The organism is Peptoclostridium acidaminophilum DSM 3953 (assembly GCF_000597865.1).
GTDB lineage: Bacteria > Bacillota > Clostridia > Peptostreptococcales > Peptostreptococcaceae > Peptoclostridium_A > Peptoclostridium_A acidaminophilum.
Genome location: NZ_CP007452.1, coordinates 1354639 through 1379625, shown reverse-complemented (window position 1 = coordinate 1379625; position 24987 = coordinate 1354639). Strand labels below are relative to the sequence as shown.

The following is a 24987-nucleotide window of genomic DNA, read 5'->3' as shown; positions in this document are numbered from 1 at the left end:
TGAATTGAGCATCGGAAACAGGCTGGAAGCCATAGCTAGATTCGTCGATAGGGGCGCAAGGGTAGCCGATGTGGGCACAGACCACGGCTACATACCGGTTTATCTGGTGAAAAAAGGATACAGCTCTTTTGTAGTGGCATCCGATATAAATACCGGACCTCTTGAAAAGGCGGTTTCATATGTAAGGTTAAACGGGCTTGAAAAAAACATAGAAACAAGGCTGGGAGGAGGGCTTTGCGTGCTCATCGCAGGAGAAGTGGATGAGATTATAATAGCTGGCATGGGGGGAGTTCTCATGGCTAATATAATTGAAGAATCCATGGGCGTTGCAAAGAGTGCAAAAAAACTTATCCTGCAGCCTATGCAGGCTCCCGACGAGCTCAGAAGATATCTTCTGGGCGCGGGGTTTGAGATAACAAGAGAGGCTCTCGTAAAGGAAGATGGCAAGATATACGAGATAATGACGGCGCGCTATACGAACAATGTGGCCGGAGAAAATGACGAAATCTACTTCGAGGTGGGCAAAGGGCTGTTAGACTCCTCGGATCCGCTCCTTGGCGAATTTCTAGACAGAAAGATAAAAAAATATGAGGATATAGCAATCTCGATTGAAGGAATAAAGACTCAAAAGGCACAGGAGCGCAGGGAATACTGCCTTTTGAAAATAGAAAGACTAAAGGAGCTGAGGAAACGTGCGCTTGAAGGAGATAACTGATTATATAGAAAGCAGATACAGTCTGGACTTGGCATACGATTGGGACAATGTGGGACTTGTGATAGGAGCCGAGGATGCCCGCGTTGAAAGGGTGCTGACTTGCCTGGATGTTGACCGCGCAGCCATACAAAGGGCTGTAAGCAGCAATGCGGATCTCATAATATCCCACCATCCACTGATTTTCAAGGGAATCAAAAAAATAAACAGCCGCTCGCAAAAGGGCCGGGATATACTCGAGATAATGAGAAATGGAATAAACGTATACTGCATGCATACAAACTTCGACATAGCAACTGACGGCTTAAATGATCATATTTGCAAGCTGTTAAAGCTCAAAAGTACAAGTCTTATTGGTATCACCCATGAACAGAGCCTGTGCAAAATAGCGGTATATGTGCCCAAGGGATACGAAGACACTGTAAGAGATGCGCTCTCAAGCGCGGGAGCGGGGCATATCGGCAATTATGACAGCTGCACGTTCGGAATAGACGGCACCGGAACATTCAGACCGCTTGAAGGCAGCAAGCCGTTCATAGGAGCCAAAAACAGTCTCGAAAAAGTGGAAGAAGTGAAAATCGAGACCATATGTACAATGAGCAATGTTAAGGCTGCAGTTGAAAGCGTTATGCGTGTTCATCCATACGAAGAGCCCGCGTATGACATATACGAACTTGTCAACAAGGGAGAAGCGCAGGGGATAGGAAGAGTGGGCGCCCTTGAAAATAAAATGACACTCTCTGAACTGGCTCGGGAAATCAAAACAATACTCAAGCTCGACTTTGTCAAGGTATGCGGCGACCTGGGCATGCCGGTTGAAAATGTGGCGGTAGTCAGCGGCTCGGGAGCGGAATTCATTTGCGATGCAGCCAAAGCGGGAGCCCAAGTGCTCATAACGGGAGATGTAAAGTATCACCAGGCCCAGGAAGCCCTTGAAAGCGGTATCGCCATAATTGATGCGGGCCATCATGGCACCGAAAAGCATTTTTCAGTGCTTATGAAAGAATTTTTAGAAGCCGGAAAAAGCGAACTGAGCATAGAAGCATTTTCCGGTAAGGATGTATTTGAATGCCTATAGCTTAAAGCGCGCTTGAATTGATTTACAGAGAACTAACGGGGTAAACAATTAATATAGGTGTCCATCTATATAAATATTCCCGGAGGTGTTCATAATGAAAACATGGGAAATGATAAAGGCTTTCAGCGAGAATCCAAATCTGGTATTTGTAAACAAGAGACTGGAAGAGGAAGAGCCGTCACTAAGGCTGAAGTTCATGGAAGGCATACTTGTATGGACTAAAGACAGCAAACATCCATATGACAGCGAATTTACACTGTCTAAGCTGGTGCTTAAGGATGATTGGGCAGTAGTGGAGGAATAGCCGCAATAAACCTGAATTCAAGTTAAAAAACGAGCACTTAATAGGGGCGCTCGTTTTTTATGTGGCGAGGAAAATACTATCGCAGGATAAGCACTGGAACTGTCGAATGTGTTATAACCTTATTTGTGACACTGCCTAGCAGGAATCTTTTAGTGGCGCCAAGGCCGTGAGTGCAGATCAAAATGAAATCAAAATTTTCGTCCTCTGCAATATCCAAAATGACCTCGGCGGGATTGCCAAAAGCCACGCGAGTTGATATCCTTGATTTGGAATTCGTCAATTGGCCGATCTTAAGTTTTGCTGCTTCGACTATTCCAAAGCCTATATTCATTGAAGGCCTGTCTGAAGCATCTATATCCTGCACATTTAGCAGCACGATTTCGCACGGGAATGCTTCTGCAAGAAACCTTCCGTAGCCGGCCAGTATGTCGGAAGAATCGGAACCGTCAACTGGAATTAGAATCTTTCTTATTTTATCCATGAAACCATCCCCCTTAGACAATGGGCATGTTGCGTATCAGTATAACAAAAGACGCTTCATGACCAATAGAAACATATTAAGTTTATACCTAAATAGTCAAAACTTTAAACGGCACAGGCAAATGCCAATCTTGTAGCAATTATTAGTGTTTTGATATAATCTATTAATATAAGAATGACAAAAAAATCAAGGCAATTATGGAGGTAATAATGAAGTACAGCGTATATACAGACGGAGGCTCAAGAAATAACCCGGGAGAGGCAGGAATTGGAGTTGTAGTATTCAATGAATGCGGAGATATTGTAAAAGAGGTTGGAGAATATATTGGAATTGCTACAAACAACGTCGCGGAGTACAAGGGCCTTATAAGAGGGCTGGAAGAAATACTCTCGCTGGGATGTGCAAGCGCCGAATTCTTTCTAGACAGCGAGCTTGTAGTTAAGCAGATAAAGGGCGAGTACAAGGTAAAAAACGAAGACTTGAAAAAGCTATATGATACTGCGGTGGAACTCATTGGCAGGGTTGAAGGTTTTAGCATATCGCACGTGAAAAGGAACTTGAATAAGAAGGCCGACGCACTTGTTAACATGGCAATAGACAACAAATAGGAAAAGCGAGGGATTGCAGTGAACCGATTTTTTATAGTGAGGCACGGACAGACAAAATGGAACACTCAACTTAAGACGCAGGGACAGCAGGATTCAAGCCTCGATGAAATAGGCATGATTCAGACGCAGAAGCTGGCAAAAAGGCTGGCTGCTTTCAATATAGACCATATATACAGCAGTGATTTGGGCCGGACTATACAGACTTCAGACATAATTTCGGCACAGCTCCAGAAAGAGTATATGCTTGAAAACAGTTTGAGGGAGATTGACTTTGGTGAGTGGGAAGGCCTGACAATTGAGGATATAAAAAAGTCGTACGAAGAAGAATTCAAAATGTGGCGAAAAGAACCTGACAAGGCAAGAATACCAGGAGCCGAAAGCTTGCAAGAGGTGGCAGACAGGATAACAAGGGGCATAAATAAGATCAACGAAGCGCATAAAAGCTCAAACATACTCCTGGTTTCGCATGGCGTTGTTATTAAGGTGCTGCTTTTGACGCTCCTGAATTCAAGCCTGTCGAACATATATAAAATAAAACAGGACAACACCGCCCTGAATGTAGTCGAATTCAGGGAGTACGGACCGGTACTACTCAGGGTGAACGATACTACGCATCTGGAGGTAAATGGCTTTGAAAAGTAGTGATGTCGTGGTAATAGGAGCCGGACCTGCGGGGGTCATGGCTGCCATTGGAGCAGCCCAGAGAGGAAAAAATGTTCTTATTCTAGAAAAGAACGCCGAGATAGGGAAAAAGCTGAAAATCACCGGCGGCGGAAGATGCAATATAACAAATAACAGAGATATAGGAGATTTTTTCGAACATATAGTGGTAAACTCCAAATTTCTCTTTAGCGCATTATACAGCTTTACCAACACCCAGCTTATAGATTTTTTTGAAGAAAGGGGAATCTTATTTTCCGTTGAAGATGACATGAAAGTCTACACACAAAGTGGGAAGGCTCAGGAGATTATAGATGTGCTTATGAGAGAGTTGGAGAACGATAAAGTGGATATTGTATTCAATGCAAATGCGGTGGAACTCCTTCTTGAGAAAGGCGCGGTAGTGGGCGTGAGGACGTCGGACGGCTGCGAATATTCAGCACAAAGTGTAATAGTTGCTACGGGCGGCAAGAGTTACCCTGCAACAGGCTCTGACGGACAGTTTCTAAGCTGCATGGAGTCAGCAGGACACTTGCTAAAGGAACCTCTTTCTGCGCTAGTTCCACTGGTGCTTGGCGAAACGTGGACAAGCAGGCTTCAGGGGGGTTCGCTGAAGAATGTAAGAATTAGGGCTTATAGTGGCAGCAGGCTGGCGGCTGAAGAATCAGGCGATATGATATTCACTCATTTTGGAATAAGCGGGCCTGCAGCCTTGAACATATCGAGCAGAATTAACAGGCTTTTGCAGAAAAAAACAGTCAGACTTGAGCTTGACCTATTGCCGGGAATGGACGAAGCTGAGCTTTCGAGGGAGATAAGAAAAAACCCCAACAAAAGCATAGCAAACAACATTAAGGAAGTTATTCCGCAAAGTTTCGCCAGATGTCTTCTTGAGTATCTGGACGTGGAGGAACATCCCAATACGTTGACAAAGCAAAGAGAGCTGGAGATAATCAAAAGCATAAAAAATCTGACGCTAACATGCACATCAACCTTCAGCATGGAAAGCGCCATAGTGACATCCGGAGGTGTGGATGTGTCAAATATAGATCCGCACACAATGGAATCTAAAATCATAAAGGGACTTTATCTGGCCGGTGAAATTATCGATGTGGATGCGCTAACAGGAGGTTATAATCTTCAAATAGCCTTTTCCACAGGATATATTGCCGGAATCAATGCTTAAGGAGGCAGCCTTATGAACACGCACATAGTAATAGCAATAGACGGCCCTGCCGGTTCCGGCAAGAGCACGGTTGCAAAGCTGATTGCAAAGAAGCTGGGTATAGTATATATAGATACGGGCGCCATGTACAGAGCGCTGGCATACAAGGCTTACACCATGGACATAAGCTTCGAGGATGAAAAAAGTATTGCTAAGCTGGCAGAGGCCATAGAAATAGAACTTGAAGGCGAGAAGGTGCTGCTTGATGGAATTAGGGTTGATGGCCACATAAGAATGCCGGTAATAAACGAAAATGTCTCCAAGGTGGCCAAGATAAGGCAGGTCAGGGACATAATGGTAATGCACCAAAGAGAAATGGGAAAAAAAAGATCTGTCGTAATGGACGGACGAGATATCGGGACTCACGTATTTCCAAATGCGAGCTATAAATTTTTCCTGGTGGCTGATATAGACGAGAGGGCCAGACGAAGAAGTCTAGAGCTTATACAAAAAGGGTATGAGGTCGAGTTTGGAGAAATCAAGGCTGAACTGGAGAACAGGGACATGCAGGATTCAACAAGGGAAGCATCGCCGCTTATAAAAGCAAGTGATGCGCTGGAAATAGACACCACAAGTAAAACTCCCGAGGAAGTGGCGGATACCATAATAAGATTAGTAAGAACGGAGGAATAAAACGATGAAAATCGAAATTGCCGAGTTTGCGGGCTTTTGTTTTGGGGTAAAAAGAGCAATGGACATGGCATGGAAAAAGCTTCAGGATAGCCAGGGGAATACCATATATTCTCTGGGACCCCTCATACACAATAATCAGGCGGTTGAAAGATACCAGCAGCAGGGGCTGAAAATTGCGGATTCGGTAGATGAAGTGGAAGAGGGCAGCGTCGTTATAATAAGGTCGCATGGCGTAGCTCTATCGGTGTATGATGAGTTGATGAGCCGGAATGTTGAAATAATAGATGCAACATGTCCATTTGTGAGCAAAATTCAAAAGATAGTATCGAAAGATTATGCAAAGGGCAAAGCGATAATAATTGTGGGAGATCCGCTCCATCCTGAAGTTATTGGAATAAATGGCTGGTGCGGAAACAACGCATCAATAATAAAGGAACTTGAGGATGTCGACAATATGGAGCTGGATAGTACGAAGGAGTACTGCATTGTTGTCCAGACTACAATGAATTCCGATGGTTATGCGAGCATACAAAAAAAGCTTGAGGAAAAGCTTCCTAGTGCAGTTTTCAATAACACAATATGCTCTGCTACATGCGAGAGGCAAGAGGCCTCAAGAAAGCTATCGGAGAAAGTCGAGCTTATAATAGTGATTGGAGGACTTCACAGCTCAAATACAAGAAAGCTTGCACAGGTTTGCAGCGCCAACTGCCGAACCATGCACATTGAAACGAAGGATGATTTGGACATCGAAGAAATTTGCGGCTATTCGACAATAGGAATAACGGCAGGAGCCTCCACACCGGACTGGATTATAGAAGAGACTGTGGAGTACATCAAAGGAGCACATAAAAACAGGAGGTAGTCAATGCAAGGATACGAAAGCTTCAAGCAGAAAGTGTTGAATAAAACAGGCATAGATTTATCACTATACAAAGAAAAACAAATGAAGCGAAGGCTTTCATCCTTGGCAAAACGTAATGGCTTTGAAGATTTTGAAAGCTATTACAAGGGTATTGTTGCAAACAAAGAGCTGTTCGAGGAATTTGTAAACTATATGACTATAAACGTATCTGAATTTTACAGAAATCCAGAGCAATGGAAGGTGCTGCAGGATGATGTAATACCAAAACTCCTTAGCAAAAAAAAGCAGCTCAGGGTATGGAGCGCCGCCTGCTCGACAGGGGAGGAGCCTTACTCTATGGTAATGCTGCTTAGCAATTTCATGCCGCTTGATCAGATAAAGGTATATGCGACAGATCTGGATGAGCAGGCCATTGAAAAGGCAAAGCGGGGCCAATATACAGAAAAAAGCCTAAAAAATCTGCCAAAAAACTTTATTAGAGATTATTTCGATAAAAAAGGTGGTATATATGAGATTAGAGAAACAATCAAGAAACGCGTTGAATTCAAAAGGCACAACCTTCTAAGCGATAGATATATAGACAGATGTGATTTGATAATATGCAGAAATGTGCTTATTTATTTCACTGAAGAGGCAAAGAGCGAAATTTACACGAAATTCAGCAAATCGCTTGAAAAGGAAGGCTACTTGTTTGTTGGAAGCACAGAGCAGATAATAATGCCCAGCAAGTATAATCTAAAGGCTCAGAAAACATTCTTTTATGGAAGAGTTGAGTAGATAGAGACAAGAATTAGACAATCAAGTTCGAAGGGCAATAAGTTTTATTATTTCTATAGAATGCAGCAAAATATTTATTTCAAATAAAGGGGGACATAAGAAATGGAAGTATTAAAAGTTTCATCTAAATCTAATCCAAATGCCGTAGCAGGAGCCCTAGCAGGATATTTAAGAGAAAAGGGGTCGGCTGAAATCCAAGCGATTGGCGCCGGAGCTATAAATCAGGCGGTAAAAGCTGTTGCTATAGCCAGGGGATTCGTGGCTCCCAGCGGTATGGACCTTATATGTATACCTGCTTTTACTGATGTTGAAATCGACGGCGAAGAAAGAACAGCAATAAAACTTATTGTAGAACCAAGATAAAAACTGAATAGTACAATTATTTGCATATTGTGAAAAACCTGCTGAAAGCAGGTTTTTTTATGTCTGGGCAATTTATACATATGCAAAATAAAATTGTAAGCATATGTATAAGTATGATTGATGAAATGCAATAGGACTATGGCCATGATTGATATTGTCAGCAAATTGATGTAACATAAAAAAAATGTAATTGCACTATAAAATTTAAATACATTTTATAATTAAAACGAGCTTTCTGTTTTTATTGCTAAAGAACTGTTAAGAAGTGTTTTAAATATTTAAAAATCAGTATATAATTGAAGTTGGCGAGTTTTATAAAATTGTATCTTGATGGAGCGATGATATGGTTACTAAGGGATTTGGAATTTTCAACAAGGCGCTCGATTACTACTGGGAGCGCAGCAAGGTAATCGATTCTAACATAGCAAATGTAAACACACCAGAGTACAAGCGAAAGGATGTTGTATTCAGCGACTTGTTAAAAGATAAGCAAAAAAGTAGCACTATAGAAGGATATGCTACAAACGAAAGGCATATTAAAATCAATGCGCAGCCTGCAAGGCAGTACGAAACAAGCGTAGACAAGAATACAAGAAGCAGAATCGACGGCAACAATGTAGATCTGGATCTTGAAATGATAGAGCAGTCCAAAAACAGCATAAACTACAATACATCAGTTGAGCAGATGCAGAGCATGTTCAAAAGGCTCAAAAGCGTAATCGGAGAGGGGAGAAGATAAGCATGTCACTTTTTAGCGGGATGACTATAAGCGGCACGGCCCTTTCGGCAGAAAGGGCAAGGCTGGATGTGATATCAAAAAACATAGCAAATGCCAATACGACAAAGACGGAAAACGGTATGCCATACAGAAGGCAGGTTGTCGTATTCAAGGCGCAAAATGCAAGTTCATTCAAGGAGCAGCTGGCTGCGTACGCCGGAGGAACCGGCGAATCGGCTCAAAATACGGTTGAAATAGACAAAATTGTAGAGGATAAGTCGCCATTCCTGAAAAAGTACAACCCCGGTCATCCGGACGCAGACAAGGACGGATATGTGCTAACGTCGAATGTGAACACGATACAGGAAATGGTCGACATGATAACGGCTATGAGAGCATATGAGTCAAATGTGACTTCCGTGAACAACACAAAGTCCATGATGCTAAAGGCGCTTGAGATAGGCAAATAAGAATAGTTTCTCGGAGAGGTGTTTAGATGCAAATACAGGGTATAGAATCTGTTTCGAATATCAAATCAAGTGCTGGAGTTCAGAATGCCACAGCAGCAAATGGGCAGGGATTCAAGCAAGCGCTTATGGACGCTCTTTATTCTGCAAGCGATATTGAGAGAGAACAAGAAATGCTCGGAGAAAAGTTTGTGCTGGGTGAACTTGACAATCTGCATGATCTTACAATAGCCACCCAAAAAGCCGATGTGGCAGTTCAGACTATAGTCGAAATAAGGAATAAAATAGTAGATGCCTACAAGGAAATAATGAGAATGCAAATATAATTTGAGGTGTATAAATTGGAAGAACTGTTCTCAAACATCAAGCACAAATCGGATGAGCTGACGAAAAAATATACCAAAAAACAAAAAACGATTTTCTTGATTTGTTCAATATTACTTGTACTTACAGTGACATTCACCATATTTTACATAACAAGACCGGAATATGTAGTGCTATATAAGGATTTGAAGCCTGAAGAAACCGGAGCAATTACTCAGAATCTGGATGAAACGGGAGTCAAATACAAAATCCAGGATGAAGGCACCATACTCGTTGCTGAAGGGGATGCAAGCAAGGCAAGGATTGACCTTTCAATGAAGGGCGTACCTTCCCGGAAATTTTCTTATGAAGACGTACTTAACAAGAACAACATATTTTTAAGCAAGGAAGAGAAGCAACAGGCATTCAATATTGCCCTTAAAAATAGTCTGGCCCAGGATATTGAGTCTATGCCCGGGATTGAGAGCGCAATAGTCAACATTACAATACCCCAGGGCAGCGACTTTATCTTGTCTGAAAACAAAGATAAGACAAAATCGGCAGTCTGGATAAAGATGAAGTCAGGACAGGTGCTCGAGCCGGACAGGATAGCCGGAATAGCTGAGTTCGTTTCAAATTCGGTGGAAGGCTTGGAGGTTGCCAATGTAACCATACATGACGCTTCAGGTAAGGTTCTAAACGGAGAAAAAAGCGGCGAGTCGAACATGTCGAATTCGCAAATAGAGCTCCAGGAAGAAGTAAAAAGCAAGGTGCAGGAAAGCCTTATGGAATTTTTAGGCCCTGTATACGGGTATTCGAATGTATCGGTAATGGCCAGCGTAAAGCTGGATTTTGACACAACGATAAGGGAATCAAAATCATACAACACACCGGTTGAAGGAGAGGAAAGCGGTCTCATAAGAAGTCTGCAGGAGAAGCGCTCTAGTTCGTCGGCTACTGGAGAAGGCGGGCCGGCAGGCACGGAAAGCAACACGGATACTGATGCTACAACTCAGTATGCGGAGCAGCAGCAGTCGAGCAGCACTCAAAACGACAACGAGGAAAAGGTAGTAAACTATGAACTCAATGAGACGATAGAAAAGCTGGAAAAGGCAAAAGGCCAGATAAAGGATATAACTGTAGCCGTCATAATAAACAGTGAAATACTTGAAGGCAAGGAGCTTGACGAAGAACAAAAAAGTCAGGTCGAAAAGATCGTTTCAACAGCTGTTGGACTTGATGCAAAAGCAGTCGAGGTTTACGCAAGGACGTTTGACGACAGCATGAATAAGGCGTTTGAAGACGCAGCAAAGGACAGTGCAGACAATATGCCGGTTTGGATTATAGCACTAATTATAATATTGATACTAATACCTGCAGCCGGCGCTGTGATCTATTTTGCGAGGAAAAAAATACAAAGGCAGGCACTGCCTGATAATGTCCAGGCCACACTTGAAATACCTGAGGAAGAAATTAAGGAACTTGAAGTTGACATAAAAGACTCTGGCTATAAAAAGAGTATTGAGTCGCTTATTGAACGAAATCCTGAAATTGCATCACAGCTTCTAAAGAGCTGGCTCAGCGAGGATTAGGAGGAATTGACTATGACTAGAGTCAAAAAAAAGGGTTTTGAACTTACGGGAAAGCAAAAGGCAGCGATACTGCTTATAACACTAGGGCCTGAATACTCAGCCAGGATATTCAAAAACCTTTCCGAAGAAGAAATTGAGGAGCTGACTCTCGAAATTGCCAATATGAAGCGGGTGGAGCCTGAAATAAAGGAGCGTATACTCGGAGAGTTTTACGAGGTATGCCTTGCACAGGAATACATCTCGGAGGGCGGCATAAACTATGCTCAGGAAGTTCTTGAAAAGGCCGTAGGAACAGACAAGGCGATAGAGATTATAGGCAGGCTTACAGCATCTCTGCAGGTGAGGCCTTTTGATTTTGCAAGAAAAGCCGACCCTTCGCAGCTTAGCAACTTCATTCAAAACGAGCATCCACAGACTATAGCGCTCATACTGTCTCATGTTGAGAATGACAAGGCGGCTCAGATACTCTCGAGCCTTTCACAGGACAAACAGTCGGAGGTGGCCAAGCGTATAGCCACTATGGACAGGACATATCCTGAGATAATCAAGGAAGTTGAAACAATACTTGAGGACAAGCTCTCAAATATTGTAACGCAGGATTATACAAAAGCCGGCGGTGTTCAAAACATTGTCGACATACTCAACTCGGTTGACAGAGGTACTGAAAAGAGAATTATGGAAAGTCTTGAGATGTGTGAGCCTGAACTTGCGGATGAAATCAAGCGAAGGATGTTCATGTTTGAGGACATAATAAATCTCGACAGCACAGCCATTCAAAGATTTATACGCGAGGTCGACAACAATGAGCTTGCAGTGGCATTGAAGGGCACAACCCAGGAGGTAGCAGACCTTATATTTACAAACATGTCCAAGCGTATGTCAGAGATGATAAAAGAAGACATGGAGTTCATGGGTCCTGTAAGGCTTAGGGATGTCGAGGAGTCGCAGCAAAAAATTGTAAACATAATAAGAAAGCTTGAGGACCAGGGCGAGATAATAATATCAAGAGGCGGAGGAGATGAGCTGATTGTCTAGGGTTATTAAATCCCAGCGTGTAATGCTTAAAAAGCCGAAGGTGATTACGGGAGATATCGCAGCTCAAACTCAGGCCTCCATACAAACAGTCACAGGCAGTGAGGAAATAGTAAGAGATGATGTTTCATACGGATTTTACAAGCTGCTCAGAGAAAAGGACGATTTTAGAGATTTGTTGCAAAGAGAAAAGAAACTTCTTGCTCTGCAAAGAGACAGGCTCGAAGTTGAAAAACGAAAGCTGACTGAACTAAGGGCTGATGCTGAAAAGGTATATTGCGAGCAAAGAAATAAAGGATATGAAGAAGGCTACAGGGCAGGAGTCGAAGAAGGCAGAAAGAAATATGAAAGCATTATTGATGAGTCTCTTGAGCTGAAGCGAGTTATGGAGGCTAAAAAACGGGCTGAAATAGACAGGCTTGAGCCCGAAATAATACAGCTTGTGCTCAATTGCGTTGAAAAGATTATAGGAATAAAGCTTGCTGAAAATGACGACGCCCTGATTGGAGTACTTCTTAAGGGTCTCGAGAAGCTAACCTACGCACAAGACATAGTGATAAGGGCATGCAGTGAAGACATAGAGGCATTCAAAAAAAATGAAAAGAAAATACTTATTTCTTCTGATGGCATACAAAGCATTCTATACAAGACGGACCCGGCACTTGAACGAGGAAACTTACATATTGAAACAAAGAGCGGCAGCATAGACTCAGGAATACAAACTCAGATAGATATAATAAGTGAAGAATTCCAAGCTATGCTTGAAAGCGGTGCTCCGTTTGAAAATTGACATAAGAAAATATACAGAGCGTCTGGAAAATTTGGAGACCATCAGATATTCAGGAAGGGTATTTAGAGTGGTTGGCCTTACAATAGAATCAAAAGGGCCGGGCGGGAAGCTTGGAGAGATGTGTCATATATACCCGATAGACTCCAATAAGCCAATACTCGCAGAAGTTGTGGGATTCAGGGATGAAAATGTAATTCTAATGCCCTACGGAGAAATGGATGGCATTGGTTCGGGAAGCCTGGTGGTAGCTACAGGCAAGGGACTCCAGGTCAGAGTCGGAGAGGGGCTTTTGGGACGTGTGCTCGATGGGATAGGGAATCCAATCGACGGCATTGAAACAAATGAACTCAAGCATACTTATCCGGTTATGAACAAGCCGCCCAACCCGCTTGAGCGAAAAAGAATTTCAGAGCCACTATCGCTTGGAGTAAAAGCTATAGACTCTGTCCTAAGCTGCGGCAAGGGACAGCGTATGGGAATATTTGCGGGATCTGGTGTCGGCAAATCGACACTCCTTGGCATGATAGCCAGGAATACAAACGCCGACATCAACGTAATCGCCCTAATAGGCGAGCGGGGCAGAGAGGTAAGGGAGTTCATCGAAAACGACTTGAAGGAGGAAGGCCTTAAAAGGTCAATACTTGTAGTTGCAACATCGGACCAGCCTCCGCTTGTTAGAATGAAAGGAGCTCTCCTGGCCACTTCGATAGCAGAATATTTCAGGGATATGGGTCTTGATGTAATGCTAATGATGGATTCCGTCACAAGATTTTCAATGGCCCAAAGAGAGATTGGCCTTGCAGTAGGCGAACCTCCTATTACAAAGGGATATACGCCGTCAGTGTTTGCAGTGTTGCCAAAGCTGCTTGAGCGGGCTGGGAATTCAAGCAAGGGCTCTATAACGGGTCTTTATACCGTGCTTGTTGACGGAGATGACATGAATGAGCCTATCGCAGATGCGGTGAGGGGAATACTCGACGGACACATAGTGCTGTCAAGGTCTGTCGCCAATAAAAACCACTATCCGGCTATAGACGTGCTTTCCAGCGTCAGCCGTGTAATGGCAAACATCTCTTCTGCAGAACACAAGGATGCGGCCAAGCGGCTAAGGGAAGTGCTTTCGATATATAAAGAGGCTGAGGACCTTATAAATATAGGCGTATATTCAAAGGGCACCAACAAAAAAATCGATTATGCAATAGACAAGATAGACAGGGTCAATTCGTTCCTGAAGCAAGATGTGGATACCAATATTGGTATTGAAGAAACAATAAATCTTATGCTTGAAATATTCAAGGATTAGGGGTGAAATCCGTGAAATTTGGTTTTAAGTTCGAAAAAATACTGGGCCTGAAGGAAAAGCTCGAAGACAACAAGAAGAATGAAATGGCAATCATATCAAACAGCATAAGAGATTTGGAAAGTGAAATCAGCAAAATGGAGGAAATGAAGCGTGAGAGGTATGATATGTTGGAGGAGATTTTGATGTCAGGCGCTTCTATTACAGATATAAAAAAACTCAGCTACTCAATAGAATGCTCAGACGTAAGCATTGAAAGGCTGCAGCAGAAGCTTTCAAGCTTGCGGGAAAGCTTCAATTACAAAAAAACAGAATACCTTGAGGTAATGAAGGAAAGAAAATCGTTTGAAAAGCTCAAGGAAAAGCATATAGACGAATTCAAGCATATTATCAAGCTAAAAGAGGAAAAGGCGTTGGACCAGATAAATACTTTCAGAATCAGAGGTACCAGCTAGGAGGCATAAATGGACAAGTCAAAGGACAACGACAGGAATGTCAAAAAAGCAAGCCCGAGGCTAAAAATCATATTGGCATTATCTTTTCTGGTAGCCATTTTATTTGCCTTTTTAATTGTCTACATAATAAATCCTGAATTTAAAGTTTCAGCTGACAATGCAATGAAAAAGATGCCTCTGATTTCATCGATTGCAGGCATTGGCGATTCGGCGCAGGACATAGAGGCTCAAAAAAATGACCTGGCTGAATACTATCTTTCCCTTGATGAGGGAAGGGTTATCGACAAGCTAATGCTGCTTAAAAAGCAGGACAAAAGGCTTTACAAGGAAATTGTTCAGCTCATGAAGGACGACGATTTTGAATTCACCCAGGAAGTGCTAAGCGAAATAAGCCTCAAGGAAATGAAAAAAAACGCCTTGAAGCGTGAAATAGAGAGCATGAAAAAGGAAAAAGCTGGAGATATTTCGGAAAAGGCCAGGTATTATGCAAAAGTAGGCTTGCTTCAGACTGTAAGGGATATCGAAGATGACATAAGGATGCTGGAAATAGACAGCACATATGCCGCTAGCCTGTTGCAGGACATGAAGCCGAAATATGCAGCCAGGGTGATTTACTACATAGACGTGGATATAAAGGATGCCGTGGAAACAAATCTCAAGGGAGATGCCGCACAAAAGATAAAAAGAGAGCTGCTCTCTTTTGAAAAATACATAGAAGAAATGGACAGCATGACAATGCTGTATGCAGACAAGGATTACAATCAGGCCTCGCTGGAGCTTCAAGATAAAGAAAAGTTCAAGGCGGAAGATGTGGCCTACATAATAGCCAATATGGAGGTTGTACAGGCGGGCAAGATTTTGGCATGTTTTCAAGACGAAACGTATGCAAATGACGTTATTGAAGAAATAAACAAAATCAAGCTTCTAAACGACCAGATAGATACAGGAAGCCTTTATACAACAGTCAATATAATGGATAGCTATATCGGAAGAGTTTCTGAGCTAAGAGAATCATATAAAAAAATGGAATCGACAGCGCTGGCAGACATAATAAGAAACATACTGGGCAGGGACGAGATATATAAGGAGTATCCAGTAGGTGAAGGTGTTCTTAGAATAACTCAAGAGGAGTTGCTTGTAGATATATTAAGGGGCCTGCCTCCAAAATCCATATCCAAAATACTGAAAGAACTTGGAGCCCAGAAGGCATCAGAGCTAACCAGAAAAATGGGACTTCCTGAAGAAGGGGGATATTGATGAACAAGCTGTCTGTTTTACCGATGAAAGCGAAAGAAGATTTCAAAACAAAGGATACATTTTCAAAAAGCAACCCAGCTGCAAGGGATGAGTTTGCAGGTACGCTTGAAAAGATGAAGTCTAAAATTGATAAAAAACAAAAATCTGAAGGTGTCCAAAAGGAGGAGCTAAAAAGCTCAAGTGGCAACAGGAGTGAAAAGAAGGATGTGACTATAGATTCTCAAGGTGAAAAAGAGGATCTCAAAGCAGTAAAAGCTGAAAATGAGAATATATTCGAAGATGTGCCGCAGCCGGCCGATGCGGAAAGAGTCGAGCTTGCAGGGGCAGAAAACATATTTATAGACAAGTCGATAATCAAAGATTTAAAAGAACTCGCCGTCAAGCCGGATGCTGCAGTGCAAGCCGCCGTGACCAAGGTAGATGCAAAAACGCCGCGGGCGCCTGGAAGTGAAGTGGAGCTGCTTCAGAATGATATTTCAATTGAAGCAGGCATGGCAGCTGATGACAAAACAATGCAAGCGCCTGCCGCAAAATCAGTTCAGGAATCAGGCGCGCAAAATTCTCAGAATGCAGAGTTTGAAGATTTTGCGGAGCAGGATGCAATAATGGCAGTTGTTCCGGATAAAGACAAAGGCAGTCAAAAAAAAGGAGTCAGGGATGAAGCTGCCTTGGATAAAACACTGCATGAGAAACCTGAAAACATACTAGGTCAAAGCATCAAAAAATTCATAGCTGAAAGAAATGGAGCAGGGCAGCAATTTTCAGCGGAAGAGACAAAGGACCCTCTGGACTCGATAAAAGAAGAAATATTAAAGCTGTCTGAGGAGTCGGAGGAGTTTAAATTTTCCGGGTTTTCTCAGGATACTTCTTCAGGCCGAATCAGCCAGGAGCTAATGAAGACAAGGCCTGTATATTATTCTCAAAGAGAAGTTGTTGAACAGGTCATAAACAAGATGAAAATAATAGACGCAGACAATCTCAAGGCCATTGAGATAAAACTCGAGCCCGAGCAGCTGGGTAAGCTGACACTTAAGGTGGTAATGGAAAACGGGATACTAACAGCCAGACTCGTAGCTGAAAGTGATAAAGTCAAGGCTGCGATAGAGTCAAATATTGCACAGCTTAAAGACAGCATGCACGAGCAGGGGATAAACATATCAGCAGTCGATGTTTCAGTAGACTCGGGAACTCAAAGCGGGAAAGGCCATGAAGACGGCTTTGAGGCTTCGGTGAGAAGCAAGAGGATAAGCTCAGCTGTATTCAACGATGCGATTGAAGATGCAGCTGTTCAAGGAGGAATAGAGGCAAACAATCCGTACATGCTTGATGAAGAGATAAACTATCTAGCCTAAAGGGGTGAATATATGAATGTAAGCGCAACAACTCAAAGCCAATCTGCTGCAGCAACAGGCGGAGCTGCTAACATTTCGGGAAACCTGGGGAAAGATGAGTTTCTGAATATGCTCGTTACACAGCTTAAAAATCAGGATCCGCTCAATCCTGTGGAAGACAAGGAATTCATTGCACAAATGGCTCAATTCAGCTCTTTGGAGCAGATTCAGAATCTGGCAAAAGTAGTTGATTCGGGACAAAAAGAAATGATAGGCAATCTTGAAGAAATGAATGAAAAACTCAAGGGAATGGAAGAGCAAAACGAATCAGGCTTAACTGCCTACATACAAATGATAGCCAGTCTTCAAAACATGGATGAACGACTCCAGAACATTGAAAGTCAAAACAATTCGGATTTTATGGATTACATAATGGATGAACTTGCAAGTTTGAAAAATGAAGTGACAAACGGCACTACCGAAGAATAATTCGAGGGGGAATCGATTATGAGAAGTCTATATGCTGCAGTATCAGGTTTGAAATCGCACCAGACAAAAATGGATATAATAGGCAACAACATAGCAAACGTAAACACAATAGCATACAAGGGAGCAAGAGTTCAGTTCAAGGAAGTATTCAATCAGACATTGAAGGGAGCCACAGGAGCTGAAGACGGTAAGGGCGGGTCTAATGCAATGCAGGTTGGCCTTGGCATCGATGTGGCCGCTGTTGACACAATGTTCACAGTGGGCGCTATTGAAAGGACAGACAACCCTACCGACGTAATGATAGGCGGAGAGGGCTTCTTCATGGTTTCTGACGACCCGAGCTTTAACAATAAATACTACACAAGAGCGGGTAACTTCACAATAGATGACAGAGGCAATATGTTGGCTTCAGGAGGCTTCAAGGTGCTCGGCTACAGGGTTGCTGAAGGGACAATAGGGCCAGATGCAAAGCTGAAGGAAACAATCGAAAGTCTTGTAATATCAAAGGCGACAGTATTTCCTGCTAAGTGTACAGGAAGCGTAGGAACTGAAGATGCAGACATATCTAAAGAAAAAGATGTCACATTCGAAGGAAATATAAATGTAAACACAGGCCTTAATGCTAATATAACAAAAATTGATGATGCCAATTTTCAAATAAGCAAATCGGATATCACTGCAAGGCAGACTACATTTACAGTGTATGATGAGATGGGCGGAGAACACACGATAAAGATGACTATTAGCAGGAAATTCAAAGACGGTGTAGCCACTCCAAATGCAGAGGATGACAGTTTATATGATGTAACAACAAACAGTATAAATGAACTCTACGACTCAAATAAATGGGTGATTGAAGTAGAATCAATGGATGGCTTAGGCGGAACAATGGCAACAAAAGATGGTGAGCCTGTAATACTTGAATTTGAAAATGGCAAGATTGTATCGGGAGGTATGACAAACATCGAAATCATGCCAAGTGAAGACGGAACTGGCTACTTTCCAAATGGTGCCAGAGGGTTTAACTTCAACCTTTCTTTTACTGATGAAAACGGCAACGCAAAGGTTACGCAATCAGCCAACGAATCTTCGGTTACAGCAGCAAGCATTGCCGGCTACAAACAGGGTTCGCTAGATGATTTTTCTATAGGTGAAAACGGTGATATAGTAGGCAACTTCACTAACGGCAAGAAGTCAATACTGGGAAAGATTGCTCTTGCGAAGTTCAAGAACCCATCGGGACTTGAAAAGAAGGGCTCCAACCTGTATATGGACACGGCAAACTCAGGCATTTCAATAATAGGAACTCCTGGAAGCAACGGCTTTGGACCTACAGTTGGGGGAGCGCTTGAGATGTCGAATGTGGACCTTGCAAGGGAGTTCACTAACATGATACAGACGCAAAGAGGATTCCAGGCTAACTCCAGGATAATAAACACTACGGATCAGATGCTTGAAGAGCTTATAAATCTCAAGAGATAAAAGGAGCGGCCATGATAAAAGTCACACGATTCAACGGAGAAGAATTTGTAATTAACTGCGACCTCATAGAACATGTGGAGCACACCCCGGATACGGTAATTACCCTCACAAACGGCCACAGGTTCGTTGTGAAGGAAAGTGTCGATGAAGTAATTGGCAGAGTACTTCTCTTCAAAAAAAGCATATATCAATTTGGTTCTAACGAATAGGAAAAGAGGTGTGACGTGTGGATTTAGCTAGCATCATAGGGGTTGTAGGAGGAATTGTTCTCATAGTGATTTCCATTGCTACAAGTGGAGATGTCATGGGGTTTATCAATATCCCGTCTGTGGTGGTTGTCATGGGTGGAACAGTGGCAGCAACACTTGTAGCATACCCTCTCCCGAAATTCCTTGAAATAATAAGTATTACAAAAAAGGCATTCCAGAGCAAGAGCAGTGATTTGAATATTGTAATTGACGGCATAAACGAGCTTGCAAACAAGGCGAGGAAGGAAGGACTGCTCTCCTTAGAGGAAGCATCTGAGAATATTAACGACGATTTTATGAAAAAGGGGATTATGCTTGTTGTGGATGGAACCGATCCGGAACTTGTAAAAAACCTCCTGGAGACTGAGCTTGACTTCATCTCGGAAAGGCACGGCAGCGGCCAGGGACTCTTTGAAGCTATGGGTGCCTATGCTCCAGCGTTTGGTATGATAGGTACTCTCATAGGCCTTATAAACATGCTGGCAACGCTTGACAATCCGGACACGATAGGACCGTCAATGGCGATAGCTCTCATAACTACCTTTTACGGTTCGCTGCTGGCCAACCTTGTATTTTTGCCACTAGCAAAAAAACTGAAAATCAAGAGCGATGAGGAGATTCTTGAAAAACAAATAATCCTTGAGGGTTTGCTGTCGATACAGGCAGGTGAGAATCCAAGGATAATCGGAGAAAAGCTTAAAGCATTCATACCGCCGTCGAAAAGGAGACAGGAGCTTTCGGGTGATGTAGCAGCCAATCTAAGGGAAGGTGAAGCATAATAATGAGAAAGAAAAAACAGCAGGCGCCAGCAGGCGCGCCTGAGTGGATGACAACATACTCGGACATGGTTACGCTGCTTTTGACCTTTTTCATACTCATGTTTTCATTTTCATCTGTTGACGCTCAAAAATTCGACTCGATGATGAAATCGTTTCAAGGCTCCCTGGGGATACTTGAAGGCGGCAAGACGCTTAGCGAGATTCCTTTGACAACGGACGGAGCAGATATAGATATAGACTCAAAAGGAATATACGAACACTTGTCACAGGAAATCGAAGATTATCTGAATCAAAATGGTCTTGGTGAAAGTGTCAACATTATTAATGGAAACAACGGCCTCATACTCAGATTTAATGAAAACGTGCTCTTTGACTCGGGAAAGGCTGATCTCAAGCCTCAGGCCATGGACACGCTCAGCTATATATGCAGCCTGCTCAATGGCAAGGATTTCGGTGAAAAAAAAATCAGGGTAGAAGGACATACAGACAATGTGCCAATATACAATTCAAAATACCCCTCAAACTGGGAGCTCTCTGTATCTAGAGCCTGCAACGTTGTAAGGTTCATGATCGAGCAAAACAGTGTCATGCCGGAAAGGCTTTCTGCTGCAGGCTACAGCGAATATCACCCTGTAACAACGAATGATTCGTTTGAAAACAAGGCTAAGAACAGGCGTGTGGACATACTTATTTTGAAGGACGGACTACAATAATTTCTGAATGGGGGGAAAGGCTCAAAAAAATGAAAAAAATAGTTATATACTCGATTGCAGGGGTGGCTGTGCTGGCAATAGGTTTTGCAGTGGCATTTTTTCTTTTTTCAGGCAAAACGGAAGCCAAGCAGATAAAAACATATAATTACGACATGGGAGTGTTTTCGACAAACATAGGCGGAACAAAGAATTTTTTCAAAGGCAACATAATAATCGAGTCAACTGACAAAAAAGCCGAAACTGTACTTGCTGAAAAAAATGCAATATTGAGAGATATAATTCTTGAAACAATAATTCAGCAAAAACCCGAAGACATGGTTAGTCCGGACGGCATGAACGGCATAAAAAAAGATATTATAGATAAGATAAAAACAAGGGTCGGCATCGATTCCATTGAAAATATATATTTTACGGATTACATTGTTCAATAAAGAGAGGTGCAGCAGTTGTCAGAAATTCTTTCGCAAAATGAAATAGACTCTCTTTTGGAGGCATTGAATGCAGGAGAGGTTGACGTCAAAGAAATTAAAGAGGAAAATGAACGAAAGGTAAAAAAATACGATTTCAAGATACCCAAAAAACTGGCAAAGGATCAGCTCAGAACGCTTCAAATGATGTATGACAACTTCACACGCCTGCTCAATACTTATTTTTCGGGAACGCTAAGAACGTATGTTCAAATGGAGATCTTGTCGGTAGAAGAACTTTCCTACTATGAATTTTGCAATTCGATATCGAATCCAGCTATGCTTGCGATAATTGACTTTTCACCGCTTCCAGGTGAAATGATTCTTGAAATGTCAAACAGACTATGCTTTACGATAATAGACAGGATACTTGGAGGAGATGGCAAGTTCGATGCGGGAAGCAGGAATTTCACTGAAATAGAACTTACAATATTGAAAAAAATAGTTTCGCAAATAACAAAGCTGTTTGTAGATCCATGGGAGAATGTAATTGAACTCAATCCCAAGCTAAATAAGATTGAAACCAATTCACAGTTTGCACAGATAGTCTCACCGAATGAAACTGTTGCGCTTATAACAATCAAAGTCAATATAGGAGATGTTGAAGGCCTTATAAATGTGTGCATGCCCCATCTGCTGATAGAGCCTATACTTCCAAAGCTAAGCACGAAGCTGTGGTTTACAAACAATACTAAAAAGATTACACAAGAGCAGGAGCATATACTCAAGGAGAGGCTCAAAAGGGCTGAAATAGAAATTTCGTGTCATGTTGGAGAAGCCAATATAACGGTAGGGGAGTTTTTGACGCTGCAAGAAGGTGATGTAATAAAGCTCGCATCGAGAACAAGCGATGAACTTACGGTAATGGTTGGCGAAAAAATCAAATATTTCGGAAAACCCGGAGCCCGGAATAAGAATCTAGCTGTCAAGATAACACAAGTAATTGAAGAGGGTGATAATGAATATGATGAATGATTTGCTTTCGCAGGACGAAATCGACGCCCTTTTGAAAGGGGCATCGGCAGATGAAACTCCAAGCGGCGGTTTAGAATTGGATGAGTATGAAAAGGATGCAATTGGCGAGATAGGGAATATCAACATGGGTAACTCTGCAACAACACTCTCTACAATTTTAGGGAAAAGAGTTTCCATAACAACGCCAAGTGTTGACGTTATATCCATTGATAAGATGGCCGAGGAGCAGCCGGTACCGTATGTCATAGTCAGAGTGGGTTACAAAGAAGGACTTAACGGCATGAACATGCTAATACTCAAAGAAGATGACGTAAAGGTGATTGCTTCGCTCATGATGGGCGGGGATGGAAAATCAGGATTGCTTGAGGAACTAAACGATATACATCTGAGTGCAATAAGCGAAGCTATGAATCAGATGGTAGGTTCGTCTTCAACGTCTCTTTCCGAGATGATTGGCAAAAGGATAGACATAAACCCTCCTGAAGTTTTCAAAGTCAATTTGATGGATAACAGCATTGAAATGAGTGGTATAGATAAATCTTGTGACTATGTCAGAGTGCTTTTCAAAATGACAATAGAGGACCTTATCGACAGCAATATAATGCAGCTTATGCCTATTGACTTTGCAAGGGATTTAATCAATAATATGTTATATGGCAGTGAGAGCCAAGAGTCTGAGGACTCATCGGCATTTGACGAGCCTCAGTATAATACTCTTGATGGCGCACATACTGCCAGTGCAGATTCACAAAGACAGTCTGACAGGGTAGAGCACGAAGAACAGGCGCATCACGCCCAAAGCGCAGCAATAGGGCACAAAAATACTGAGCTTCGTGCCAATGAAAATCATATCAATATAAATCCTGCAAAATTTGAGTCTTTTGACGAACAGGATATTTATAAGACAGAGTTGCCTGAAAACATAGAAATAATAAAAGATGTATTTTTGAAGGTAACTGTAGAGCTGGGCAGGACGGCAAGAAGCATAGACGAAATACTTGCTTTTGGACCAGGAACAGTAATAGAACTGGAAAAGCTTGTCGGAGAGCCGCTCGATGTCCTTGTAAATGGCAAAAGAATAGCAAAGGGTGAGGTTGTGGTTATTGATGAAAATTACGGTATTCGCATAACCGATATCATCAAGCCTGATAAACGATTAAGAAGCATATAATTATTCAAGCTTAGATAATAAAAGGAGGATAACAACAATATGGGAAAAAGGATACTGTTAGTTGACGATGCTGCATTTATGCGAATGATGATAAAAGACATACTGACAAAAAATGGATATGACATAGTAGGTGAGGCGGAAAACGGACTAAAGGCTATTGAAAAGTTCAAGGAGCTTGCACCTGAACTTGTAATTATGGACATAACAATGCCTGAGATGGATGGCATTCAGGCAGTCAAGGAGATAAAGGCACTAGACAAGGATGCGAAAATCATAATGTGTTCAGCAATGGGTCAGCAGGCCATGGTTATAGAAGCCATACAGTCGGGCGCAAGAGATTTTATTGTAAAACCTTTCCAGGCCGATAGGATACTTGAATCCGTCAGAAAGGTGCTTGAGTAGAGTTGGATGTGTTTTTTGCCATAATCAAAGGCATAGGATATCTGGCTGTATTTGCGCTTATACTTTTGATGGCCCACTTCACTTCAAAGTTTGTAGCTCAAAAAAGAATTCAGGCATTTGAAGGAAAATCTCTAAAGATAAAAGAACGAGTTTTCATGTCGCGCGACAAGGAGATTGTAGTATTGTCGTATAAGGACAAGGAGTACATAGTAGGAGTAAGCGGCAATTCTATAAGCACTATTGATTCGCTGCCGCTCAGGGATGGTTACAATGAAGAATAAACTGAATATAATAATCTGCGCCTTGGCATTTGTGGGATTTTTATCTGGAATTGCATTTGGAGAGACACAATATCCGAATGTTTCTCTCGAAATAGGAGGTACGGACGATCCAAGGGCATTTTCGAGTTCTATCGAGATAATCTTAATATTTACAGTACTCTCGCTTTTGCCAACCATAATAATAATGATGACCTCTTTTACAAGAGTAATAATAATACTTTCTTTTTTAAAAAGCGCCATAGGCGTCCAGCAAAATCTTCCAGGACAGGTGATTTTGGGGCTTTCGCTGTTCATAACATTCTTCATAATGGCGCCTACCGGCGAGAAGGTTTACGAACAGGCCCTCAAGCCGTATGTTGACGGGCAGATAACGCAGCAGGTGGCTTTTTCAAAAGGTATGGATCCGCTAAGAGATTTCATGCTGAAGCAGACCCGGGAAAAAGACATTGTACTTTTTTCTGAAATGGCAGGCTTGAAATCGGGTGACATAAAAGGGGTAGAAGACATTCCAAACAGAGTGCTCCTTCCTGCTTTTATGATAAGCGAGCTTAAATCAGGATTCCAGATGGGTTTTATACTCTTCATACCTTTTCTGATTGTAGATATGGTAGTTGCAAGTACACTGATGTCCATGGGAATGATGATGCTGCCTCCGGTAATGATTTCGTTGCCATTTAAGCTGCTGCTTTTCATACTTGCCGACGGATGGAATCTGGTCATAAAGTCTATTGTCATGGGATTCAAGTAGGAGAATTATATGGATATAAATATGGCAATAAATCTGGGGCAGCAGACTCTGACGATGATACTGCTTCTTTCCGCACCGATGCTGGTGCTTGGCTTGCTAGTCGGGCTTGTTGTGAGTATATTCCAGGCGGCAACGCAAATTCAAGAGGCCACTCTTGCATTTGTACCTAAGATAGTTGTGGTGTTGGCTTCTGTTGTTGTGTTCGGGCCGTGGCTTATGAACACAGCTGTAAGCTTTACTCAGAATCTGTTTCTAAATATGGACAAATATATAAAATAACTGGC

33 protein-coding genes are annotated in these 24987 nt (G+C 42.3%); 32 read left to right on the top strand and 1 reads right to left on the bottom strand.

Annotated elements, in window-relative coordinates:
* The first annotated feature begins 4 nt into the window (after positions 1-4).
* The 3 genes from EAL2_RS06890 to EAL2_RS06880 all read left to right on the top strand — a co-directional run bounded on the left by EAL2_RS06890 (position 5) and on the right by EAL2_RS06880 (position 2094).
* Entirely contained in the window at positions 5-715 is a 711-nt protein-coding gene (locus tag EAL2_RS06890) for a tRNA (adenine(22)-N(1))-methyltransferase (RefSeq protein ID WP_025435663.1), read from the top strand.
* Complete coding sequence (locus EAL2_RS06885) at positions 693-1790, top strand: Nif3-like dinuclear metal center hexameric protein (RefSeq protein WP_025435662.1); 1098 nt, start codon at positions 693-695, stop codon at positions 1788-1790. Before EAL2_RS06890 ends, EAL2_RS06885 begins: the two co-directional genes overlap by 23 nt.
* Positions 1791-1884: 94 nt before the next feature.
* Positions 1885-2094 carry a hypothetical protein gene (locus tag EAL2_RS06880; RefSeq protein WP_025435661.1) on the top strand — a complete coding sequence of 70 codons (210 nt, stop codon included), beginning with the start codon at positions 1885-1887 and terminating at the stop codon, positions 2092-2094.
* Between the two features lie 76 nt (positions 2095-2170).
* On the opposite strand, the gene EAL2_RS14785 is transcribed toward EAL2_RS06880, so the two are convergent.
* A complete protein-coding gene (locus EAL2_RS14785) occupies positions 2171-2575 on the bottom strand; it encodes a universal stress protein (protein WP_025435660.1) in 405 nt (134 codons plus the stop codon).
* Between the two features lie 209 nt (positions 2576-2784).
* Between EAL2_RS14785 and EAL2_RS06870 the strand changes: the two genes are divergently transcribed.
* The 29 genes from EAL2_RS06870 to fliQ all read left to right on the top strand — a co-directional run bounded on the left by EAL2_RS06870 (position 2785) and on the right by fliQ (position 24982).
* Complete coding sequence (locus EAL2_RS06870; RefSeq protein WP_025435659.1) at positions 2785-3183, top strand: ribonuclease HI family protein; 399 nt, start codon at positions 2785-2787, stop codon at positions 3181-3183.
* 18 nt (positions 3184-3201) lie between these two features.
* On the top strand, positions 3202-3825 hold the full coding sequence (locus EAL2_RS06865) for a histidine phosphatase family protein (protein WP_025435658.1): 624 nt from the start codon (positions 3202-3204) through the stop codon (positions 3823-3825).
* Positions 3815-5029: a BaiN/RdsA family NAD(P)/FAD-dependent oxidoreductase gene (locus EAL2_RS06860; protein ID WP_025435657.1), complete on the top strand. Its 1215-nt coding sequence runs from the start codon at positions 3815-3817 to the stop codon at positions 5027-5029. The genes EAL2_RS06865 and EAL2_RS06860 overlap by 11 nt, the downstream gene beginning before the upstream one ends.
* Before the next feature lie 12 nt (positions 5030-5041).
* Positions 5042-5701 carry a (d)CMP kinase gene (gene cmk / locus EAL2_RS06855; RefSeq protein ID WP_025435656.1) on the top strand — a complete coding sequence of 220 codons (660 nt, stop codon included), beginning with the start codon at positions 5042-5044 and terminating at the stop codon, positions 5699-5701.
* A 4-nt stretch (positions 5702-5705) separates the two neighbouring features.
* Positions 5706-6563 carry a 4-hydroxy-3-methylbut-2-enyl diphosphate reductase gene (gene ispH, locus EAL2_RS06850; protein WP_025435655.1) on the top strand — a complete coding sequence of 286 codons (858 nt, stop codon included), beginning with the start codon at positions 5706-5708 and terminating at the stop codon, positions 6561-6563.
* A 3-nt stretch (positions 6564-6566) separates the two neighbouring features.
* Positions 6567-7340 (top strand): CheR family methyltransferase, encoded by a 774-nt coding sequence (locus tag EAL2_RS06845; RefSeq protein WP_025435654.1) that lies wholly within the window; start codon positions 6567-6569, stop codon positions 7338-7340.
* Between the two features lie 102 nt (positions 7341-7442).
* Positions 7443-7703 (top strand): stage V sporulation protein S, encoded by a 261-nt coding sequence (locus tag EAL2_RS06840; protein WP_025435653.1) that lies wholly within the window; start codon positions 7443-7445, stop codon positions 7701-7703.
* Positions 7704-8046: 343 nt separating this feature from the next.
* Positions 8047-8442: a flagellar basal body rod protein FlgB gene (gene flgB / locus EAL2_RS06835; protein WP_025435652.1), complete on the top strand. Its 396-nt coding sequence runs from the start codon at positions 8047-8049 to the stop codon at positions 8440-8442.
* A gap of 2 nt (positions 8443-8444) precedes the next feature.
* Positions 8445-8891, top strand: a complete 447-nt coding sequence (flgC, locus tag EAL2_RS06830) for a flagellar basal body rod protein FlgC (protein WP_025435651.1) — start codon at positions 8445-8447, stop codon at positions 8889-8891.
* A 26-nt stretch (positions 8892-8917) separates the two neighbouring features.
* Complete coding sequence (fliE, locus tag EAL2_RS06825) at positions 8918-9214, top strand: flagellar hook-basal body complex protein FliE (RefSeq protein ID WP_025435650.1); 297 nt, start codon at positions 8918-8920, stop codon at positions 9212-9214.
* Positions 9215-9220: 6 nt separating this feature from the next.
* On the top strand, positions 9221-10783 hold the full coding sequence (gene fliF, locus EAL2_RS06820) for a flagellar basal-body MS-ring/collar protein FliF (protein WP_084481001.1): 1563 nt from the start codon (positions 9221-9223) through the stop codon (positions 10781-10783).
* Between the two features lie 12 nt (positions 10784-10795).
* Positions 10796-11818, top strand: coding sequence for a flagellar motor switch protein FliG (gene fliG, locus EAL2_RS06815; RefSeq protein WP_025435648.1), 1023 nt, complete (start codon positions 10796-10798; stop codon positions 11816-11818).
* Positions 11811-12605 carry a FliH/SctL family protein gene (locus EAL2_RS06810; protein WP_025435647.1) on the top strand — a complete coding sequence of 265 codons (795 nt, stop codon included), beginning with the start codon at positions 11811-11813 and terminating at the stop codon, positions 12603-12605. Before fliG ends, EAL2_RS06810 begins: the two co-directional genes overlap by 8 nt.
* Positions 12595-13908, top strand: a complete 1314-nt coding sequence (gene fliI / locus EAL2_RS06805; RefSeq protein WP_025435646.1) for a flagellar protein export ATPase FliI — start codon at positions 12595-12597, stop codon at positions 13906-13908. The genes EAL2_RS06810 and fliI overlap by 11 nt, the downstream gene beginning before the upstream one ends.
* A gap of 11 nt (positions 13909-13919) precedes the next feature.
* Positions 13920-14360, top strand: a complete 441-nt coding sequence (gene fliJ, locus EAL2_RS06800) for a flagellar export protein FliJ (RefSeq protein ID WP_025435645.1) — start codon at positions 13920-13922, stop codon at positions 14358-14360.
* A 9-nt stretch (positions 14361-14369) separates the two neighbouring features.
* Positions 14370-15617, top strand: a complete 1248-nt coding sequence (locus tag EAL2_RS06795; RefSeq protein ID WP_025435644.1) for a hypothetical protein — start codon at positions 14370-14372, stop codon at positions 15615-15617.
* Entirely contained in the window at positions 15617-16969 is a 1353-nt protein-coding gene (locus EAL2_RS06790; protein ID WP_025435643.1) for a flagellar hook-length control protein FliK, read from the top strand. The genes EAL2_RS06795 and EAL2_RS06790 overlap by 1 nt, the downstream gene beginning before the upstream one ends.
* Before the next feature lie 12 nt (positions 16970-16981).
* Complete coding sequence (locus tag EAL2_RS15175) at positions 16982-17437, top strand: flagellar hook assembly protein FlgD (RefSeq protein WP_025435642.1); 456 nt, start codon at positions 16982-16984, stop codon at positions 17435-17437.
* 18 nt (positions 17438-17455) lie between these two features.
* Positions 17456-18919 carry a flagellar hook protein FlgE gene (locus EAL2_RS06780; RefSeq protein ID WP_051489108.1) on the top strand — a complete coding sequence of 488 codons (1464 nt, stop codon included), beginning with the start codon at positions 17456-17458 and terminating at the stop codon, positions 18917-18919.
* Between the two features lie 11 nt (positions 18920-18930).
* Positions 18931-19128: a flagellar FlbD family protein gene (locus EAL2_RS06775; protein WP_025435640.1), complete on the top strand. Its 198-nt coding sequence runs from the start codon at positions 18931-18933 to the stop codon at positions 19126-19128.
* A gap of 17 nt (positions 19129-19145) precedes the next feature.
* Positions 19146-19946 (top strand): motility protein A, encoded by an 801-nt coding sequence (locus EAL2_RS06770; protein ID WP_025435639.1) that lies wholly within the window; start codon positions 19146-19148, stop codon positions 19944-19946.
* 2 nt (positions 19947-19948) lie between these two features.
* On the top strand, positions 19949-20659 hold the full coding sequence (locus tag EAL2_RS06765; protein WP_025435638.1) for an OmpA/MotB family protein: 711 nt from the start codon (positions 19949-19951) through the stop codon (positions 20657-20659).
* A 29-nt stretch (positions 20660-20688) separates the two neighbouring features.
* On the top strand, positions 20689-21090 hold the full coding sequence (locus EAL2_RS06760; RefSeq protein WP_025435637.1) for a flagellar basal body-associated FliL family protein: 402 nt from the start codon (positions 20689-20691) through the stop codon (positions 21088-21090).
* 15 nt (positions 21091-21105) lie between these two features.
* Positions 21106-22101, top strand: a complete 996-nt coding sequence (fliM, locus tag EAL2_RS06755; protein WP_025435636.1) for a flagellar motor switch protein FliM — start codon at positions 21106-21108, stop codon at positions 22099-22101.
* Positions 22094-23272, top strand: coding sequence for a flagellar motor switch phosphatase FliY (gene fliY / locus EAL2_RS06750; protein WP_025435635.1), 1179 nt, complete (start codon positions 22094-22096; stop codon positions 23270-23272). The genes fliM and fliY overlap by 8 nt, the downstream gene beginning before the upstream one ends.
* A 39-nt stretch (positions 23273-23311) precedes the next feature.
* A complete protein-coding gene (locus tag EAL2_RS06745; protein ID WP_025435634.1) occupies positions 23312-23674 on the top strand; it encodes a response regulator in 363 nt (120 codons plus the stop codon).
* 8 nt (positions 23675-23682) lie between these two features.
* Complete coding sequence (locus tag EAL2_RS06740) at positions 23683-23955, top strand: flagellar biosynthetic protein FliO (protein WP_158408903.1); 273 nt, start codon at positions 23683-23685, stop codon at positions 23953-23955.
* Positions 23945-24703 (top strand): flagellar type III secretion system pore protein FliP, encoded by a 759-nt coding sequence (gene fliP, locus EAL2_RS06735; RefSeq protein ID WP_096325240.1) that lies wholly within the window; start codon positions 23945-23947, stop codon positions 24701-24703. Before EAL2_RS06740 ends, fliP begins: the two co-directional genes overlap by 11 nt.
* Positions 24704-24712: 9 nt before the next feature.
* Positions 24713-24982 (top strand): flagellar biosynthesis protein FliQ, encoded by a 270-nt coding sequence (fliQ, locus tag EAL2_RS06730; RefSeq protein WP_025435631.1) that lies wholly within the window; start codon positions 24713-24715, stop codon positions 24980-24982.
* Positions 24983-24987 lie beyond the last annotated feature (5 nt).

Bases quoted from the DNA above. Each gene is read 5' to 3' on its own strand.
- EAL2_RS06880 (WP_025435661.1), top strand. From the start codon at position 1,885: ATGAAAACATGGGAAATGATAAAGGCTTTCAGCGAGAATCCAAATCTG.
- EAL2_RS14785 (WP_025435660.1), bottom strand. From the start codon at position 2,575: ATGGATAAAATAAGAAAGATTCTAATTCCAGTTGACGGTTCCGATTCT.
- EAL2_RS06870 (WP_025435659.1), top strand. From the start codon at position 2,785: ATGAAGTACAGCGTATATACAGACGGAGGCTCAAGAAATAACCCGGGA.
- cmk (WP_025435656.1), top strand. From the start codon at position 5,042: ATGAACACGCACATAGTAATAGCAATAGACGGCCCTGCCGGTTCCGGC.
- ispH (WP_025435655.1), top strand. From the start codon at position 5,706: ATGAAAATCGAAATTGCCGAGTTTGCGGGCTTTTGTTTTGGGGTAAAA.
- EAL2_RS06845 (WP_025435654.1), top strand. From the start codon at position 6,567: ATGCAAGGATACGAAAGCTTCAAGCAGAAAGTGTTGAATAAAACAGGC.
- EAL2_RS06840 (WP_025435653.1), top strand. From the start codon at position 7,443: ATGGAAGTATTAAAAGTTTCATCTAAATCTAATCCAAATGCCGTAGCA.
- flgB (WP_025435652.1), top strand. From the start codon at position 8,047: ATGGTTACTAAGGGATTTGGAATTTTCAACAAGGCGCTCGATTACTAC.
- flgC (WP_025435651.1), top strand. From the start codon at position 8,445: ATGTCACTTTTTAGCGGGATGACTATAAGCGGCACGGCCCTTTCGGCA.
- fliE (WP_025435650.1), top strand. From the start codon at position 8,918: ATGCAAATACAGGGTATAGAATCTGTTTCGAATATCAAATCAAGTGCT.
- fliG (WP_025435648.1), top strand. From the start codon at position 10,796: ATGACTAGAGTCAAAAAAAAGGGTTTTGAACTTACGGGAAAGCAAAAG.
- EAL2_RS06795 (WP_025435644.1), top strand. From the start codon at position 14,370: ATGGACAAGTCAAAGGACAACGACAGGAATGTCAAAAAAGCAAGCCCG.
- EAL2_RS06790 (WP_025435643.1), top strand. From the start codon at position 15,617: ATGAACAAGCTGTCTGTTTTACCGATGAAAGCGAAAGAAGATTTCAAA.
- EAL2_RS15175 (WP_025435642.1), top strand. From the start codon at position 16,982: ATGAATGTAAGCGCAACAACTCAAAGCCAATCTGCTGCAGCAACAGGC.
- EAL2_RS06780 (WP_051489108.1), top strand. From the start codon at position 17,456: ATGAGAAGTCTATATGCTGCAGTATCAGGTTTGAAATCGCACCAGACA.
- EAL2_RS06775 (WP_025435640.1), top strand. From the start codon at position 18,931: ATGATAAAAGTCACACGATTCAACGGAGAAGAATTTGTAATTAACTGC.
- EAL2_RS06765 (WP_025435638.1), top strand. From the start codon at position 19,949: ATGAGAAAGAAAAAACAGCAGGCGCCAGCAGGCGCGCCTGAGTGGATG.
- EAL2_RS06760 (WP_025435637.1), top strand. From the start codon at position 20,689: ATGAAAAAAATAGTTATATACTCGATTGCAGGGGTGGCTGTGCTGGCA.
- fliY (WP_025435635.1), top strand. From the start codon at position 22,094: ATGAATGATTTGCTTTCGCAGGACGAAATCGACGCCCTTTTGAAAGGG.
- EAL2_RS06745 (WP_025435634.1), top strand. From the start codon at position 23,312: ATGGGAAAAAGGATACTGTTAGTTGACGATGCTGCATTTATGCGAATG.
- fliP (WP_096325240.1), top strand. From the start codon at position 23,945: ATGAAGAATAAACTGAATATAATAATCTGCGCCTTGGCATTTGTGGGA.
- fliQ (WP_025435631.1), top strand. From the start codon at position 24,713: ATGGATATAAATATGGCAATAAATCTGGGGCAGCAGACTCTGACGATG.